Annotated in this window: 17 protein-coding genes; 12 read left to right on the top strand and 5 right to left on the bottom strand. The window is 56.4% G+C overall.

Going from position 1 to position 17,198, the window contains the following annotated elements; genetic code table 11:
- Positions 1 to 61: 61 nt before the first annotated feature.
- Positions 62 to 1,396 carry an Nramp family divalent metal transporter gene (locus ACWWD9_RS11785; RefSeq protein WP_455867121.1) on the top strand — a complete coding sequence of 445 codons (1,335 nt, stop codon included), beginning with the start codon at positions 62 to 64 and terminating at the stop codon, positions 1,394 to 1,396.
- Here ACWWD9_RS11785 and ACWWD9_RS11780 read toward each other — a convergent pair.
- Positions 1,393 to 2,124: a 16S rRNA (uracil(1498)-N(3))-methyltransferase gene (locus tag ACWWD9_RS11780; RefSeq protein ID WP_455867120.1), complete on the bottom strand. Its 732-nt coding sequence runs from the start codon at positions 2,122 to 2,124 to the stop codon at positions 1,393 to 1,395. The two genes, ACWWD9_RS11785 and ACWWD9_RS11780, sit on opposite strands and share 4 nt — an antisense overlap.
- A 170-nt stretch (positions 2,125 to 2,294) precedes the next feature.
- Between ACWWD9_RS11780 and ACWWD9_RS11775 the strand changes: the two genes are divergently transcribed.
- The 11 genes from ACWWD9_RS11775 to ppa all read left to right on the top strand — a co-directional run bounded on the left by ACWWD9_RS11775 (position 2,295) and on the right by ppa (position 14,024).
- Complete coding sequence (locus tag ACWWD9_RS11775) at positions 2,295 to 2,846, top strand: thioredoxin family protein (RefSeq protein ID WP_455867119.1); 552 nt, start codon at positions 2,295 to 2,297, stop codon at positions 2,844 to 2,846.
- A 55-nt stretch (positions 2,847 to 2,901) separates the two neighbouring features.
- The gene (locus tag ACWWD9_RS11770; RefSeq protein ID WP_013441309.1) at positions 2,902 to 3,897 is read left to right on the top strand and encodes a GGDEF domain-containing protein; all 996 of its coding nucleotides are present in this window, start codon (positions 2,902 to 2,904) and stop codon (positions 3,895 to 3,897) included.
- 200 nt (positions 3,898 to 4,097) lie between these two features.
- Complete coding sequence (gene tkt, locus ACWWD9_RS11765) at positions 4,098 to 6,083, top strand: transketolase (RefSeq protein ID WP_015829382.1); 1,986 nt, start codon at positions 4,098 to 4,100, stop codon at positions 6,081 to 6,083.
- Between the two features lie 74 nt (positions 6,084 to 6,157).
- Positions 6,158 to 7,156 (top strand): type I glyceraldehyde-3-phosphate dehydrogenase, encoded by a 999-nt coding sequence (gap, locus tag ACWWD9_RS11760; protein ID WP_013441311.1) that lies wholly within the window; start codon positions 6,158 to 6,160, stop codon positions 7,154 to 7,156.
- 10 nt (positions 7,157 to 7,166) lie between these two features.
- Positions 7,167 to 8,348, top strand: a complete 1,182-nt coding sequence (locus ACWWD9_RS11755) for a phosphoglycerate kinase (protein WP_013441312.1) — start codon at positions 7,167 to 7,169, stop codon at positions 8,346 to 8,348.
- A 129-nt stretch (positions 8,349 to 8,477) separates the two neighbouring features.
- The gene (gene pyk, locus ACWWD9_RS11750; protein ID WP_013441313.1) at positions 8,478 to 9,914 is read left to right on the top strand and encodes a pyruvate kinase; all 1,437 of its coding nucleotides are present in this window, start codon (positions 8,478 to 8,480) and stop codon (positions 9,912 to 9,914) included.
- Positions 9,915 to 9,923: 9 nt separating this feature from the next.
- Positions 9,924 to 11,009, top strand: coding sequence for a class II fructose-bisphosphate aldolase (fba, locus tag ACWWD9_RS11745; protein WP_455867118.1), 1,086 nt, complete (start codon positions 9,924 to 9,926; stop codon positions 11,007 to 11,009).
- A gap of 153 nt (positions 11,010 to 11,162) precedes the next feature.
- The gene (locus ACWWD9_RS11740) at positions 11,163 to 11,576 is read left to right on the top strand and encodes a phosphate-starvation-inducible protein PsiE (RefSeq protein WP_013441315.1); all 414 of its coding nucleotides are present in this window, start codon (positions 11,163 to 11,165) and stop codon (positions 11,574 to 11,576) included.
- 63 nt (positions 11,577 to 11,639) lie between these two features.
- Positions 11,640 to 12,539, top strand: coding sequence for a phosphoribosylaminoimidazolesuccinocarboxamide synthase (locus ACWWD9_RS11735; RefSeq protein ID WP_159356434.1), 900 nt, complete (start codon positions 11,640 to 11,642; stop codon positions 12,537 to 12,539).
- A gap of 59 nt (positions 12,540 to 12,598) precedes the next feature.
- Positions 12,599 to 13,453: a carbonic anhydrase gene (locus tag ACWWD9_RS11730; protein ID WP_148211139.1), complete on the top strand. Its 855-nt coding sequence runs from the start codon at positions 12,599 to 12,601 to the stop codon at positions 13,451 to 13,453.
- Between the two features lie 43 nt (positions 13,454 to 13,496).
- A complete protein-coding gene (gene ppa / locus ACWWD9_RS11725; RefSeq protein ID WP_013441318.1) occupies positions 13,497 to 14,024 on the top strand; it encodes an inorganic diphosphatase in 528 nt (175 codons plus the stop codon).
- A gap of 78 nt (positions 14,025 to 14,102) precedes the next feature.
- On the opposite strand, the gene ACWWD9_RS11720 is transcribed toward ppa, so the two are convergent.
- The 4 genes from ACWWD9_RS11720 to ACWWD9_RS11705 are packed head-to-tail and all read right to left on the bottom strand — an operon-like array spanning position 14,103 to position 17,163.
- Positions 14,103 to 14,762 carry a uracil-DNA glycosylase gene (locus ACWWD9_RS11720; RefSeq protein ID WP_455867117.1) on the bottom strand — a complete coding sequence of 220 codons (660 nt, stop codon included), beginning with the start codon at positions 14,760 to 14,762 and terminating at the stop codon, positions 14,103 to 14,105.
- 34 nt (positions 14,763 to 14,796) lie between these two features.
- On the bottom strand, positions 14,797 to 15,609 hold the full coding sequence (locus ACWWD9_RS11715) for an ABC transporter permease (RefSeq protein ID WP_455867116.1): 813 nt from the start codon (positions 15,607 to 15,609) through the stop codon (positions 14,797 to 14,799).
- The gene (locus ACWWD9_RS11710; RefSeq protein WP_015829391.1) at positions 15,606 to 16,358 is read right to left on the bottom strand and encodes an ABC transporter ATP-binding protein; all 753 of its coding nucleotides are present in this window, start codon (positions 16,356 to 16,358) and stop codon (positions 15,606 to 15,608) included. Before ACWWD9_RS11710 ends, ACWWD9_RS11715 begins: the two co-directional genes overlap by 4 nt.
- A gap of 13 nt (positions 16,359 to 16,371) precedes the next feature.
- The gene (locus ACWWD9_RS11705; RefSeq protein WP_455867115.1) at positions 16,372 to 17,163 is read right to left on the bottom strand and encodes a sulfite exporter TauE/SafE family protein; all 792 of its coding nucleotides are present in this window, start codon (positions 17,161 to 17,163) and stop codon (positions 16,372 to 16,374) included.
- Positions 17,164 to 17,198: the final 35 nt, after the last annotated feature.

Here is a 17,198-nt window from a genome sequence, read left to right as displayed (position 1 = left end):
GGCGATGCTATAAACAGCCTTGATTCACCTTCATTCCAATAACATCAATATCGGTGGCTTCATGATCAGATCCCTGTTTGCCCGACTGCCGCGCACGGCCACAGCGCCTTTTTGTCCGTCCGAAGTGCGTGGCACGGTTCAACTGGCCCCTGGGCTACCCTTCTGGAAAAAGCTGCTGAAATTTGCTGGCCCCGGTCTTCTGGTCGCAGTGGGGTATATGGATCCGGGCAATTGGGCAACGGATATCGAGGCTGGTTCCAAATATGGCTATGCGCTGCTTTTCGTGATTTTAAGCTCCAGCCTGATTGCCATTTTTCTGCAGGGCTTATGCATACGCTTGGGCATCGCCAGCCGTCGCGATCTGGCACGCTTGTGTCGTGAGCACTACAGTCGGCCGGTCAATCTCACTTTGTGGGCCATGGCGGAGCTGGCGATTATTGCCTGCGATCTGGCGGAGGTGCTGGGCGCGGCCCTGGCGCTGCATCTGCTGTTTGGCTGCTCGATTCTGACGGGGGTGGTGCTGACGGCCTTTGATACGCTGATAGTCCTCGGTCTCAAGGGCAAAGGCTTCCGTCAGGTGGAGGCAATCGTGCTGGGGCTGATAATGACCATCAGCTTGTGCTTTGTGGTGCAACTCTGGCTGGTGGGGCCCGATTTTGCCGCTGCTGCTGCGGGCCTGGTGCCATCGGGCGCCGCCTTGCACGATGCTGAGGCGCTTTACCTTGCCATCGGCATTCTGGGGGCGACGGTGATGCCGCATAATCTCTACCTGCATACCTCCATCGTGCAGACGCGCGTGGTGAGCGATCGTCCGGCTGACAAGCGCGAGGCCATCCAGCTTTCTACGATTGATACCGTGGTGTCGCTCAGCCTGGCCTTTTTCGTCAATGCGGCGATTCTGGTGCTGGCGGCCGCGGCTTTTCACGCCAACGGCCACAGTGATGTGGCCGATATTCAGGATGCCCACCAGTTGCTGAGTCCGGTATTGGGTACAGCCGCTGCTGGCGTGTTGTTTGGCCTGGCCTTGCTGGCGGCCGGGCAAAGCTCCACGCTGACCGGTACGATTGCGGGGCAGGTGATCATGGAAGGGTTTCTTGATCTCAAGATTCCCTGCTGGCAACGCCGTCTGATTACCCGGGGTCTGGCGCTCATCCCCGCGTTTATCGGGGTGTCGTTGTGGGGTGAGGGGGCAGTGGGCAAGTTGCTGGTGCTCAGTCAGGTGGTGCTGAGCTTTCAGCTGCCGTTTGCCATTTACCCATTGATGCGGCTCGCCAGCAACCGCAAGGTGATGGGGGAATTTGCCATCGGCTGGATGAGTCAGGCGCTGGCGTGGTTTCTGTTTCTGATGATTTCCGCGCTGAATGCCTGGCTGGTGTTCCGGTTTTTTGTGGCTTAAAAATCACCCCATACTGTATTGATGGCAGCCAAGGCAGCAAGGGCGGCGGTTTCTGTGCGCAGGATGCGCGGGCCTAACTGCACTCCGGTAAAGCCCTGAGAGGCGGCCATGGCAATCTCTTCGCTGGTCAGCCCGCCCTCGGGGCCAATCAGCAGGCATATGGGGCCCTGGGGGATAGGGAGGTCTTGCAGGCGTGAGCTTGCCAGCGGGTCTAGCGTAATGCGCGTAGCAAACGGCGGGGCGCTTGCCAGCCATTTTGCCAGCGAGGTTGCTTGCCCGACCTCGGGCAGAAAGGCGCGGCCGGATTGTTCGCAGGCCGAGATGGCGACGTTTTGCCAGTGTTCGCGACGCTTGTCTGCCCGGTCGCCGTTGAGCTTCACCACACTCCGCTGGCAACTGATGGGCTGAATGGCGTGAATGCCGAGCTCTACCGATTTCTGTATCGTGAAATCCATGCGGTCGCCTGCTGAAATGCCCTGTGCCAATGTGATCTTCAGCCTGGACTCATTGCTGACGGCGACAGCCTGCCCGGTTTTTACGATGACTTCATTTTTGCGGATTGTTTCGATTTCGGCACTGTAATCATGCCCATCGCCATTGAATAAACGCAGGGCATCGCCCACCTGCAGGCGCAGTACCTTGATAGCATGGTTGGCGGCGGTGGCTGGCAGGGTGATCGAGCTGTTGCTGGTCAATGGCACATCGGAGAAAAAGCGGGGGCTGGACATAAGAGCCTAAGTGAATGTTAGTATTGCGGATTATTTTAAAAGATCGGCTTGCTGGCGGCGAGTTTTTATCGGGTATGCACGAGACTTTGCGCGCATTCAGTAGAAGGGCGCATATCTCCACCCGACATGCGGGCGAGCGGGTCATGGCAAGATAGGAGCAGTCGGTAAAAATGGCAAGCGTAAATCCCCCGGTATGTGACTTTGGCTGGAAGGCACCTGACTTCAGTCTGCCTGATGCGGATGGGCGAATCTGGACTCTGGCAGATATTCGCGGTGAGCGTGGCACACTTGTCATGTTCATCTGTAATCATTGCCCCTATGTGCAATCCATACGCCAGCGGCTGGTGAATGATGTGCGTGAATTGCAGGCGCAAGGCATCAATACGATTGCCATCCAGTCCAATGATATTGTCGCTTACCCGGAGGATGGTCCGGAGCGCATGCGGGAAGTGGTCGCTGAGTACGGTTTTTGCTTCCCATACGTTATTGATGAGAGTCAGAATGTCGCCCGTGCTTATGGGGCGGTGTGTACGCCTGATTTCTTTGGCTTTAATGCCGACCTCGAGCTGCAGTATCGCGGGCGTTTTGATGCATCGCGCAAAGAGCTTGCACCAGAGAGTAGCAGGGATTTATACCGCGCCATGGCGCAAATTGCGGCCACAGGTCAGGGGCCACGTGAACAAATTGCCAGTATAGGCTGCTCACTCAAATGGAAAGAGTGAGTCATTTAATAAAAGCTTGAGCTTGTATATTCCTCCATTAATTACTGAATCTGCATTGTATTCGCCCACCATTCAAGGGGTGCTAGCCAAGCTGATCGCACTTACCAGCGAACGCGATGTCAACGCGCTGGAGATTTCGCTCGCCCATGCCTTGTTTGAACTGGTAGCACCTGGCGCAGTTGCCATATACAAGCTTGAGGATGTCCATAGCAAGAAATTCGCCCTTACCGTGATGGAAGGTGGCGATGTCCCCAGCGCTCAGATTCCTGCCGATTTGCAGCATATGCTGGAGCAGTGCGTCGCCACTGGTCAGCGTCAGCAATACGTGCGGCAAGATGGTGAAACCGTCACGCTTTATCCTGTGAGCTGTGCCAAAAACAAGCCGTTGGCCGTGATTGGCGTTACCGCACCCGAAGTAGCCGGTTTCGACCAGATCACCGGCATGCTGCTGCAGGTGTATCAGAACTTCATCGCGCTGATTAATGATAACGAGCAGGACACCCTGACCGGGCTGCTTAATCGCAAGACCTTCGAGCACAAGGTCAACAAGGTGGTGACCCGCGTGCAAAATAGGCATCAGCGCGAAGACGATGCGCTGGGCCTGCACTATTACATGGCGATTTTTGACATAGATCACTTCAAGCTGGTGAACGACCGCTATGGCCATCTGCTGGGGGATGAGGTGCTGTTGCTGTTCGCGCAACAAATGACTTACAGCCTGCGCGATCACGATCTGCTGTTCCGTTTTGGCGGCGAAGAATTTGTCGCCATTTTTGAATGCCATGATCAGCAAGAAATGCAGATGGTGCTGGATCGTTTCCGCGAGCGCGTCGCCGAATTCGAGTTTCCGCAGGTGGGCCGCATCACCGTGAGTGCCGGTTATACCGAGATCATGGCCTACGATGTTTCCTCGCATATCATCGACCGGGCGGATGTGGCTTTGTATTATGCCAAGCATCATGGTCGCAACCGGGTTTGCAATTATGAGCGGCTGGTGGCAGAGGGCGCTCTCGAAAACAAGCGAAACGAAGGGGGAGTAGAGCTTTTCTAGTCCTTTTGATTAAACGGCGGTATTGCTCAAAAGTGGGTTCTAAGGAATAATTAGGCACTGAACGCGTACCGCAGCAGCAACGTTATATAGCGTTACATTCCCTGCATCAGGGGATTTCCAAAAGAATTTGAGGTAAGGCTTCTAGCCGGCTGAGACGGCCGGGTAGATGCCTTTTTTCTCTTTAACCGTGGGAGATTTTAATGGCAACTCGTGTAGATTTAGCAAACGCCATCCGTGCGCTTTCGATGGACGCCGTCCAGAAAGCCAACTCGGGGCACCCAGGCGCGCCTATGGGTATGGCGGAAATTGCAGAAGTAGTGTGGAACCACAACCTGAGCCACAACCCGACCAATCCTCAATGGGCTAACCGCGATCGCTTCGTGCTGTCCAATGGTCACGGCTCTATGCTGATTTACTCCCTGCTGCACCTGACTGGTTACGATGTTTCCATCGACGACATCAAGACATTCCGTCAATTGCATTCCAAGTGTGCAGGTCACCCTGAATACAGCTACGCTCCTGGCGTAGAAACCACCACTGGTCCTCTGGGCCAGGGTATTGCCAACGGCGTTGGTTTCGCCATGGCAGAAAAGCTGCTGGCCAGCCAGTTCAACAAGCCAGGCCACGACATCGTTGACCACTACACCTACGTGTTCCTGGGCGACGGCTGTATGATGGAAGGCGTTTCTCACGAAGCTTGTGCACTGGCCGGTACCTGGGGTCTGGGCAAGCTGATGGCTTTCTGGGATGACAACGGCATCTCCATCGACGGTCACATCGAAGGCTGGTACACCGATGACACCGCTAAGCGTTTTGAAGCATACGGCTGGCACGTTCAGTCTGTAGACGGCCATGACTCCGCTGCGATCCAGGCTGCTATCGACGCTGCCAAGAAGGTGACTGACAAGCCATCGCTGATCTGCTGCAAGACCATCATCGGCAAGGGTTCTCCAAACAAGTCCGGCAGCCATGACTGCCACGGTTCCGCACTGGGTGACGCTGAAGTGGCTGCTACTCGCGCCAACATCGGCTGGAACCACGAGCCATTCGTAATCCCTGCTGACGTATACGCAGGCTGGGATGCCAAGGCCAAGGGTGCTGCTGCCGAGTCTGCATGGGACGCCAAGTTCGATGCATACGCAAAGGCTTTCCCGGCAGAAGCCGCTGAATTCAAGCGCCGCATGGCAAATGAACTGCCAGCAAACTGGAAGGAAGCGACCACCAAGATGATCGCCGACTTCAACGAAAAGGCAGAAGGCGTTGCCAGCCGCAAGGCCTCGCAAAACGTCATCGGCGCTCTGGCTCCACTGCTGCCAGAATTCCTCGGCGGTTCCGCTGACTTGACCGGCTCCAACCTGACCAGCACTGGCAGCTTCGTGCACGTGGATGGCAAGAAGCCAGGTAACTACATCTCCTACGGTGTACGTGAATTCGGTATGGCTGCGATCATGAACGGTATGGCACTGCACGGTGGCTTGCTGCCATTCGGCGGTACTTTCCACATGTTCTCCGACTACATGAAGAACGGCATGCGTATGTCCGCGCTGATGAAGCAACGTGTTGTTTACGTGCTGACTCACGACTCTATCGGTCAAGGCGAAGACGGCCCAACTCACCAACCAGTGGAAAACACCTCCGGTCTGCGTTACATCCCACGCATGAACGTATGGCGTCCTGCTGATGCTACTGAAACTGCTGTGGCATGGGTAGCTGCTGTTGAGCGTACCGATGGTCCAACCAGCCTGGTGCTGAGCCGTCAGAATCTGCCTGGCATCAAGCACGATGCTGCGCAAATTGACCTGATCCGCAAGGGTGGTTATGTATTCTCCGACGTGGCTGGCAAGGCTGATGTGATCATCATCGCCAACGGTTCCGAGCTGGATCTGGCGATCAAGGCTGCTGCTGAGCTGAATGCAGCTGGTACCAAGGTGCGTGTGGTTTCCATGCCATCCACCAACGTATTCGATGCACAAGACCAGGCTTACAAGGACAGCGTGCTGACCCCAGGCGTGAAGCGTGTTGCAGTGGAAGCTGCTCACCCTGACTTCTGGCGCAAGTATGTTGGTCTGGAAGGTGCTGTGGTCGGTATCGACACCTTCGGCGAGTCCGCTCCTGGCGGCGTGCTGATGAAGCACTTCGGTTTCACGGTTGAAAATGTTGTGAAAACCGTAAAATCCGTACTGTAATAGTGTGTAGTTAAGTCAAAGGGAGCCAGTCTAGTGTTGGCTCCCTTTTTCTTTATCAGGGAAAGGAAAGACAAATGGCAATCAGGGTTGGTATCAATGGATTTGGCCGCATTGGCCGTATGGTGTTTCGTGCAGCAGCTCAGCATTTCACCGATATTGAAGTAGTCGCGATCAATGATCTGCTGGAGCCGGACTATCTGGCATACATGCTGAAGCATGATTCCGTGCACGGCAAATTCAAGGGTGATGTCGCTGTTGAAGGCAATCATCTGGTGGTGAACGGCAAGACAATCCGCCTGACCGCTGAAAAAGATCCGGCCAACCTCAAGTGGGACGAGGCCGGTGTGGATATCGTGATCGAATGTACCGGCTTCTTCCTGACCAAGGAAACCTGCCAGAAGCATATCGATGCGGGCGCCAAAAAAGTCGTGCAATCGGCTCCTTCCAAGGACGATACCCCCATGTTTGTCTATGGTGTTAACCATGCCAGCTACCAGGGCGAAGCGATTGTGTCGGCAGCTTCCTGCACCACCAATGGCCTGGCGCCGGTTGCCAAGGTGCTAAACGATGCCTTCGGCATCAAGCGTGGCCTGATGACCACGGTACACGCCGCCACGGCAACGCAGAAAACCGTCGATGGCCCATCCAACAAGGATTGGCGCGGCGGTCGCGGCATTCTGGAAAACATCATTCCTTCGTCCACTGGCGCTGCCAAGGCCGTCGGCAAGGTGATTCCTGCCTTGAACAAAAAGCTGACAGGCATGGCTTTCCGTGTGCCAACCTCGGATGTATCCGTGGTGGACCTGACCGTGGAACTGGAAAAAGAGACCAGCTACGAGCAAATCTGCGCTGCGATGAAAGCCGCGGCTGAAGGCGAACTCAAGGGTGTGCTGGGCTATACCGAAGAAAAAGTGGTGTCCACCGATTTCCGTGGTGAAACCTGCCCATCGGTATTTGATGCTGATGCTGGCATTCAGCTTGACCCGACCTTTGTCAAAGTCGTGGCCTGGTACGACAACGAGTATGGCTACACCTGCAATCTGATGCGCCTGGTGCAGCACGTCGCTAAATAAGGAGCTGGGCATGAAAGTCATCAAAATGACCGACCTGGACCTTAAGGGTAAAAAGGTACTGATTCGTTCTGATCTCAATGTGCCGGTCAAGGACGGCAAAGTGACCTCGGATGCCCGCATTACCGCATCCATGGCCACTATCGAGCACGCGCTGAAGGCGGGTGCCAAGGTCATGGTGACGTCTCATCTGGGGCGTCCGGAAGAGGGCGTGTATTCCGAGGAGAACTCGCTCAAGCCGGTTGCCGATGTCATTGCTGCCAAGCTTGGCAAGCCTGTGCGCCTGATCAAGGACTGGGTGGATGGCGGCTTTGACGTGGCCGACGGTGAACTGGTGCTGCTGGAAAACTGTCGTTTTAACAAGGGCGAGAAGAAGAATCTCGACGAAACGTCACAAAAATACGCCAAGCTGTGCGATGTGTTTGTGATGGATGCCTTTGGTACCGCCCACCGCGCAGAAGCTTCCACGCATGGCGTTGCCAAGTTTGCGCCCGTGGCTGCTGCAGGCATCCTGCTGGTACAGGAACTGGATGCGCTGGGCAAAGCCCTGCTCTGTCCGGCCCGGCCTATGGTGGCGATTGTCGGTGGTTCCAAGGTGTCGACCAAGCTGACCGTGCTGGAAAGCCTGGCTGAAAAAGTGGACCAACTGGTGGTGGGCGGCGGCATTGCCAATACCTTCCTCAAGGCCACCGGACATGAAGTCGGCAAGTCCTTGTGTGAAGATGATCTGGTGCCCACAGCCAAGGCGCTGATCGACAAAATGTCCGCACGTGGTGCAGCCGTGCCGATTGCCGTGGATGTAGTTGTCGGCAAGCAATTCGACGCCAACGAGCCTGCGGTGCTGAAAGACGCGAGTGACGTGGCCGCAGACGAGATGATTTTTGATATTGGCCCGAAATCTGCTGAGGAATTGGCGGAGATCATCATGAATGCTGCCACCGTCGTCTGGAATGGCCCGGTAGGGGTATTCGAGTTTGACCAGTTTGGTGAAGGTACCAAACGCATCGCGGAAGCCATTGCCCAGACCAAGGCGTTTACCCTGGCGGGCGGTGGCGACACCATTGCCGCGATTCAGAAGTATGATATCTATGACAAGGTGTCCTATATTTCAACGGCCGGTGGTGCTTTCCTGGAGTTTCTGGAGGGCAAACCGCTGCCAGCAGTTGAAATTCTGGAGGCACGCGCACGCGGTTAAGCCGATACGCGGGTATTCAGTAAAAAGGGGCGCTCGCGCCCCTTTTTTTATGGGCAGCCGTTATTTGTAATCTGGTTTCAGGTGGCAGCGTTTGCGGTCTGCAGACGATGGCCATTTCAGGAGGTAGCAATGGAATTACGCAGAACCAAGATCGTAGCGACGCTGGGGCCGGCCTCCAGTGAGCGTGAAGTGCTGGAACGCATGCTGGATGCCGGGGTGGATGTGGTGCGGCTGAATTTTTCGCATGGGCAGGCGGCAGACCATATAGCCCGGGCAGAGCTGGTGCGGGAGCTGGCGCGTGCGCGGCGGCGCTCGGTGGGCGTGCTGTGCGATTTGCAAGGCCCCAAAATCCGTATTGGCAAGTTTGCCGATGGCAAGATACTGCTGCGGCCCGGTGACAATTTCATTCTGGATGCAGATTGCCCCTTGGGCGATCAATCGCGCGTGGGCCTGGATTACAAAACCCTGCCACAGGAGGTCGTCACGGGCACGGTGCTGCTGCTGGACGATGGCCGTATCGTGCTCACCGTGGATTCGGTAGAGGGTAGTGCGGTCTATTGCACAGTCAAGGTCGGCGGCCTGCTATCCAATAACAAAGGCATTAATCGCTTGGGTGGTGGCTTGGCAGCCGAAGCGCTCACTGAAAAAGACCGCGAGGATATCAAGACCGCTGCTGCCCTGAGCGCCGACTATATCGCCATCTCGTTTCCGCGCAGCGGGGCGGATGTCGAACTGGCGCGACAACTGGTGCAAGAAGCAGGCGGCCATGCCCATATTGTCGCCAAGATCGAACGGGCAGAAGCGATACCCGCCCTGGAAGAGATTGTGGATGCCGCCGATGTCATCATGGTGGCGCGCGGGGATCTGGGCGTGGAAGTGGGCGACGCCGTGGTGCCCGGCTTGCAGAAACGCATGATCCGGCTGGCGCGCGCCAAGAACAAGCTGGTGATTACCGCCACGCAGATGATGGAATCCATGATCCTCAACCCCATCCCAACCCGGGCCGAGGTATCGGATGTGGCGAATGCCGTGCTGGATGGCACGGATGCGGTGATGCTGTCGGCGGAAACCGCGGCCGGCCAGTTTCCGGTGGAAGCGGTATCAGCCATGCATCGCGTATGCAAGGAAGCGGAGAAAGAATACTACGACGACAGCGTGCGACGCCTGGGACGTGATACCTTTGATGAAATCGATGAAGCGATTGCCATGGCCACCAGTTACAGCGCACGGCATTTCAACGTGAAGGCGATAGCCGCACTGACGCAGTCGGGCAAGTCGGCCATCTGGTTATCGCGCGCCAACAACAATGTGCCCATCTATGCGCTGACGCCAGAGCAAAATACGCGGCGCAAGCTGACGCTGTGCCGTGGGGTCTACCCTTATCGCATGGAGGTGGGCAGTCATGATATTGACCGTATTCTGTTTGATGCGGAAGAAGAGCTGGTATCGCGTGGTGTGGTGACCAATGGCGATTATATTTTGCTGACCTTTGGCCAGCCCATCGGCAAGGCTGGCAGCACCAATACCATGAAACTTGTCCAAGTAGGGGAACATCGCCAAAGTTAGGAGTTTGCCATGGCACTCATTACTCTCAGGCAGGCACTGGATCACGCGGCCGAATATGGCTACGCCCTGCCTGCGTTCAACGTCAATAACCTGGAGCAGATACAGGCGGTCATGCAGGCTGCCGATGCGGTGGATAGCCCGGTCATCCTGCAAGCCAGCGCGGGGGCACGTAAATACGCAGGCGAGATCTTCCTGCAGCATCTTGTGCTGGCCGCGATTGAAACCTACCCGCATATTCCTGTGGTCATGCATCAGGATCACGGCGCCTCGGCCGATGTATGTGTGCAGGCCATACGGCTGGGCTTTTCCAGTGTGATGATGGATGGCTCGCTGCGTGAAGATGCTTCTACCCCTGCAGATTTTGCCTACAACGTGGAAGTGACGCGTCGGGTAGTGGATATTGCCCATGCCGTTGGCGTGTCCGTGGAGGGCGAGCTGGGGGTGCTGGGATCACTGGAAACCGGCATGGCGGGCGAGGAAGATGGGGTTGGCGCCGAGGGCCACCTGGACCACAGCCAGTTGCTAACTGACCCGGAAGAAGCTGCCGATTTTGTACGGTTTACCAATGTGGATGCGCTGGCGATTGCGATTGGTACTTCGCATGGCGCCTATAAATTCAGCCGACCACCCAGCGGCGACATTCTTGCCATCGAGCGCATCCGTGAGATTCATGCCCGCTTGCCCAACACACATCTTGTCATGCACGGGTCATCCTCGGTGCCGCAGGAGTGGCTGCAACTGATCAATGCCCATGGTGGCGAGATTCCCGAAACCTACGGTGTCCCAGTGGAAGAGATTGTGCAGGGCATACGGCATGGCGTGCGCAAGGTAAATATTGATACCGATCTGCGCATGGCGTTTATTGGGTCGGCGCGGGAATTTTTGCATGGTGGACAGCACAATCGCGAGCTTGATCCGCGCAAGCTGCTGACGGCTGCCACGCAGGGTATGTCCAGCATCTGTCGGGCACGCTTTGAGGCATTCGGCTCAGCGGGTCAGGCATCGCGAATCCGGCCTGTGGCCTGTGCCGAGATGGCCCGCCGCTATCGGCAAGGCGAGTTAACCGCGCTGGTACAGCCTCGCCAGGGTGTGTGATGCTCGCGTAAGTGCTTGCTTATCTGCATATCGTGCGGGTGTGGTTGTCATGTAAAATAGCGCTCAGGCCAGCATGGCTGGATTCATTTGATGAATCTGGCGTAGTCATGGCATATAAGACAATATCAGGTAAAAACCTTGGGGAGCGCCAGCATGAAACCAAATAAATTTAGCAGCCTGGGCCAGTATGGCCTGGGCATTGTCGAGCAGATCGTATTGATCGTGATTGCACTGGCGACCGTGGTAGCTACCTATCAGCAGATTGCCCATATCTGGCAGGCCTGGGCAGTCACAGTGGGCGATTTGCTCCTGCTGTTCCTCTACCTTGAAGTCATGACCATGCTCAACCATTACCTGGGCTCGGGCAAGCTGCCAGTGCGCTATCCACTCTACATCGGCATTATTGCCCTGGCGCGCTATCTGGTACTGGATATCAAGGAGTTGGATGCCTGGCGCATTTTTGCCGTCTCGGCCTCCATCCTGCTCATTGCCATGGCGATTTTGCTGGTGCGTTACGGCCATGTGCGCTTCCCCTATACCGATGGCACGGATCTGCAATCCAAATAGGATCGTGATCCAGATAACCATGCCAGCACACCGCATTAACGCATATTGATTAAGGAATCCGTTTTGACAGCACCTCTCATGCGATCCAGCATTAACAGCCTGCCTCTGATCAATCAGGGCAAGGTCAGGGATATTTACGACATCGACGACAAGACCATGCTGCTGGTGACGACTGATCGCCTGTCGGCTTTCGATGTGATTTTGCCAACGCCGATTCAGGACAAAGGCGCCGTGCTGACCCAGATTGCCAATTTCTGGTTTGATAAGCTGGGGCATATTGTTCCCAATCACCTGACCGGCATTGCCCCGGAAAGCGTGGTGTCAGACCCCGCGGAAAAAGCCCAGCTGGCGCGTCGTGCGCTGGTGGTCAAAAAACTGAAGCCGCTGCCGATCGAAGCCATTGTGCGCGGCTATCTGGTGGGTTCCGGCTGGAAAGAATACAAAGCCTCGGGCACCGTATGCGGCATCGCCCTGCCAGCAGGTTTGCAAGAAGCTTCACCATTGCCACAGCCACTGTTCACTCCATCCAGCAAAGCCGAGATGGGTGACCATGACGAAAATATCACACTGGAAAAATGCGCCCAGCTGCTGGGCAAAGAGCTGGCCGAAAAAGTGGCCCGCATCAGCATTCAGCTCTATACCGAAGCCGCTGCCTATGCATTGACACGCGGCATTATCATTGCCGACACCAAGTTTGAGTTTGGCCTGGATGCGGCTGGCGAGCTTTATCTGATCGATGAAGCGCTCACGCCGGATTCCTCGCGTTTCTGGCCTGCCGAGCAATATGCCGTAGGCAGCAACCCACCCAGCTTCGACAAGCAATATGTGCGCGACTGGCTCGAATCCACTGGCTGGAACAAGGTTGCGCCTGGTCCTGAGTTACCCGCTGACGTTGCGCAGAAAACCGCGGACAAGTACCGCGAAGCCTATCGCAAACTGACGGGCAGCGAGTTGCCCAGCTGAAGCAGAAGCTGAAACAGCTTGCCGCCACGCTCAAGGCCGAGTTCCAGGTCTACAAGCGTGTGCTGGCGCATCCGAAGACGCCACTGGCAGCCAAGGCATTGCTATGGCTGGCCCTGGCGTATCTGGTGATGCCGTTTGACCTGATACCTGATTTTATTCCTGTTATCGGCCAGCTCGATGAGCTGATCATCATCCCCGGTCTGGTGTACCTGGCACTTCGCCTTATCCCATCCTGGGTGGTTGAAGAGTGCCGGGCACAATTGAAGAAAGAAACCTGCATGACGGATTTTCAGAAGTTGATCGATGGTTATCGTCGTTTTCACGATAACTACTTCGTGACGGACGAGCAGCAATTGTTTGCCGAACTGAGTCAGGGCCAGAAGCCCAGCACGCTGGTGATTGCCTGTTCAGATTCCCGTGTCGATCCGGCCATCGTGCTTGATTGCAAGCCAGGCGATTTGTTTGTGGTGCGTAACGTGGCGAATCTGGTCCCGCCCTATGAGCAGGGCGGCGGTTACCACGGGGTGAGTGCGGCGCTGGAGTTTGGTGTTAGCGCGCTGGAGGTGCAACACATCATCGTGTTGGGGCATAGGCAGTGCGGTGGTATCAAGGCCCTGTTTGAAGGCATTCCAGAGGGGATGGACGGCGAATTCATCAAGCCGTGGGTCGGCATGGCGAAGCGGGCGGCCGACCGGGTCAATGCCGAGCATGGCCATGAGACGGCAGATGACAAGCTGTGCGCCTGCGAGATGGCGGCCATTGTGGTTTCGCTGGAAAACCTGCAAACATTCCCCTTCATACGCACCCGTATTGAGCAGGGGCTTATCAAGCTGCACGGCTGGTATTTCGATATCATCAACGGCGAGATGAAAGCCTATAACGCCGATCAGCTCAAATTCGAGACGCTGGTTTAAAATAACAACTGAATCACCCTATTTTTGATAAAAGGATCAAGTAATGTCACTGAACAATGTGCCAGCAGGCAAGGATATCCCCAATGATTTCAACGTCATCATCGAAATCCCGATGCGTGGCGAGCCGATCAAGTTTGAAGTGGATAAAGAGTCCGGCGCGGTTTTCGTGGATCGTTTCATGGGCACTTCCATGCACTACCCCTGTAACTACGGCTACATCCCTCACACCCTGGCTGAAGATGGTGACCCGACCGATGTGCTGGTGATTACCCCTATTCCTTTGCAGCCTGGTGTGGTGATTCGTTGCCGCCCGATTGGCATGCTGACCATGGAAGACGACGGCGGCGTGGATGCCAAGGTACTGGCCGTGCCTGTTGATAAAGTCTGCCCTCAGTACAAGGATGTGAAAAGCTATCACGACATTCCTGAGTTCCAGTTGGCACCTATCTCCCACTTCTTTGAGCACTACAAGGATCTGGAAAAGGGCAAATGGGTCAAGGTGGGTGGCTGGGTGGGCACCGATGAAGCCAAGGCGGAAATCCTGGCCAGCGTGGCACGCTACAGCAAGTAATCTCTGCTTAAGCTTTCAATAAAAAACGGCGCCTTATGCGCCGTTTTTTATTGTCTGCGAGGCATGTGCCAGGCTGGCTTACCAGTGTATGGGCGTTTGCCCCCACTCGGCCAGCACGGCGTTGGTCTGGCTGAATGGTCGGCTGCCAAAAAATCCGCGATGTGCGGAAAGCGGCGAGGGGTGAACGGATTCGATGATGCGGTGCTGCGGGGCGATCAGGGACTTATGGCGTTGCGCATGGCTGCCCCAGAGGATGAATACCAGAGGCTGCTCACGCTGGCCCAGCCATGTCATCAGCTTTTCAGTAAACGCATGCCAGTAGGCCGCATGCGCGCCAGCTTCACCGCCGCGTGTCGTCAGCGAGGCATTCAGCAGCAGCACGCCCTGCTTGCTCCAGTTGCTGAGGTTGCCGCCTTCAATATGCGCTTCGCCAATATCGCTCGCCAGTTCCTTGAGGATATTGCGCAGTGACGGCGGCGGGCGCACATCTTCAGGCACCGAAAACGCCAGGCCATGCGCCTGCTGTATGCCATGGTCCTCCCCGTGATAGGGATCCTGGCCGAGAATGACGACGCGCACCTCTTGCGGGTTTACTGCGCGCAATGCCTCAAACCACAGGCCGGGCCGCGGACGTATATCGGTTTCATCACGCAATTGCTTGCGAATGCTGGCATATTGCTGTGCCAGTTCTGGTAATCGCTCGGCCCAGGTGGATGGGATGGTTTCAGGGGAATGCATGATGACTCCGACAGGGCGGGTGTAGGGCTGGTGCTTATTCGCCGATTTGCAGCAGCAATCCGCGGCGGCGAGCGGCGCGGAAATAGCCCAGAAAGGCCGCGATGCCACCACCCAGATACATAATATTCAGCAATATGGCATTGACCAGATAATGCATATTGAAGGTGCCCTGCAACAGCAGCTCGCGCATGCCTTCAAATACATGGCTCGCTGGCAAGGCCCAGGCTACCGGCTGCAGCCAGTGCGGCAAAGTGGCGACAGGGTAATAAATGGCGCACAAGGGCTGAATGGCAAACACGGCAATCCAGGCCACACTCTCGGCCCCCAGGCCATAGCGCAAGACGATGCCGGACACCAGCAAACCCACGGCCCAGCCCATGGCGATCAGGTTGAAAAAGAAGGCGATGAGCGGCAGCCCCATGTCAAAGATGTTGTAATGGAACAGCGGAATCGCCACCAGGGCTGCACCGCCTATGCCGATCAGGGTGCGGATAAGGCTCATGACGATCAGCGCCGATACCATTTCATAAGGGCGCAGCGGGCTGACAAAAAGATGCCCCAGGTTGCGCGACCACATCTCTTCCATGAAGACCAGGGCTATGCCCAGTTGGCTGCGAAACAGCACATCCCACAGCAGCACCGCAGAGAGCAGAATGCCGGCAGCCTGCGCCACGTAATGGCTGTTTTCCTTGAGGAACAGGGTGATGAAGCCCCACAGGATCATCTGCACGGTAGGCCAGTAGACCATTTCCAGCACGCGCGGCCAGGAGGTGCGCATTAGATAAAGGTGGCGCAGCACAATGGCGCCGATGCGGCGTGGTGAATAATGGATGTCTTGTTTGCTCATTGTGGGGCGCGGTCCCGTGCGATATCGATAAAGACCTCTTCCATGGAGGTGCGGCCATAGCGCGCCAACAGCGCATCAGGCGAGCCGGTGTCAACTACTTTGCCTGCGCGCAGCATGATCACATCGCTGCACATGCGCTCGACTTCGGTCATGTTGTGCGATGCGAGCAATATGCTGGCACCAGTGCGTTGCTGGTATTGCTCCAGGTGCGTGCGTATGGCATCGGCGGTGTCCGGGTCCAGCGAGGCGGTCGGCTCATCCAGCAGCAGGACTTCCGGTTCATTGATCAGCGACTTTGCCAGAGAAACGCGGGTTTTCTGTCCTGCGGAGAGTTTGCCGTAAGGCCGGTCCAGCAGCTGGCTGAGGTTCAGATCTTCTGCCAGTTTGGCTATGCGTTGCTTGAGCGCGGGCAGGCGATAGAGATGGCCAAATACCGTCAGGTTTTGCCGCACGGTGAGGCGCTGTGGCAAATCGACGTAAGGCGATGAGAAATTCATGCGATGCAACAGGCGGTGCCGGTGTTTCAGCATGTCTTCGCCCAGTATGCGGATATTGCCACTGCTGGGTAGCAGCAATCCCAGCAGCATGGCGATGGTGGTGGTCTTGCCCGCGCCATTGCCACCGAGTAATGCCGTGGTCACTCCCCTCCGAGCGGTGAAATCCAGCCCATTGATCGCGGTGACCTGATCGAAGTGCTTGTACAGGCCACTCACTTCAATGACATTGTCTTTGCTGGTATCAAGGCTCATGTTGCATCCCCGCTCATATGACTTTCCACAGCATGTTAAGTCCGAGTGCCAGCAGCAGGCAGGCGAACAGGCGGCGCAGAATCGGCGTCGGCAGGCGATGTGCCAGGGCCGCGCCCCAGGGAGCGGTGACCACACTTGCCAGCGCAATGCCAGCGAGTGCCGGCAGGTATATAAAACCCAGGCTGTTGGCGGGCAAGCCGGGCACGCTCCAGCCGGTGTAGATATAGCCTATGGTTCCCGCCAGGGCAATCGGCAGGCCGATGGCGGCAGAGGTACCAATCGCGCGTTTCAAAGGCACATTGCAATAATGCAGATAGGGCACGGATACCGTGCCACCGCCTATCCCCACCAGACTGGAGATAAACCCGATAACAACGCCCATGACGCCATTCAGCCAGCGGCCTGGCACCCGGCTAGCCTGATTGGGGCTGAGCTTGAACAGCATCTGGCAAGCCACGGCTGTGAGGAAAACCGCAAAAATCGCTTGCAAGGCATGGCTGTGTATCTGGGCAACGATCAGGCTACCGAGCAAGGTGCCAAGGACGATGGTGGGGGCCAGTTGCCTGACCAGGGGGAAGTCCACATTGTCCTTGCGGTGATGGGCGCGAGCAGATGACAGCGAGGTAAACACAATGCTGGCGAGCGAAGTGCCCAGCGCAATGTGCATGATATGACTTTCGGGGAAACCCAGGCCTGCAAACAGATAAGCGAGGATGGATACAATGACTACGCCGCCACCTATGCCGAAAAGGCCAGACAGCACGCCGGTTGCAGCACCTGCTGCCAGATAGTACAAAAATTCCATAGTTTGATCAGAGCTTGCGTTAAGAGATTAGTTTC

Source organism: Methylovorus sp. SPW-M1 (assembly GCF_053848825.1).
The sequence above is the reverse complement of the archived record's forward strand: the minus strand, read 5'-3'. Positions and strand labels throughout refer to the sequence as shown.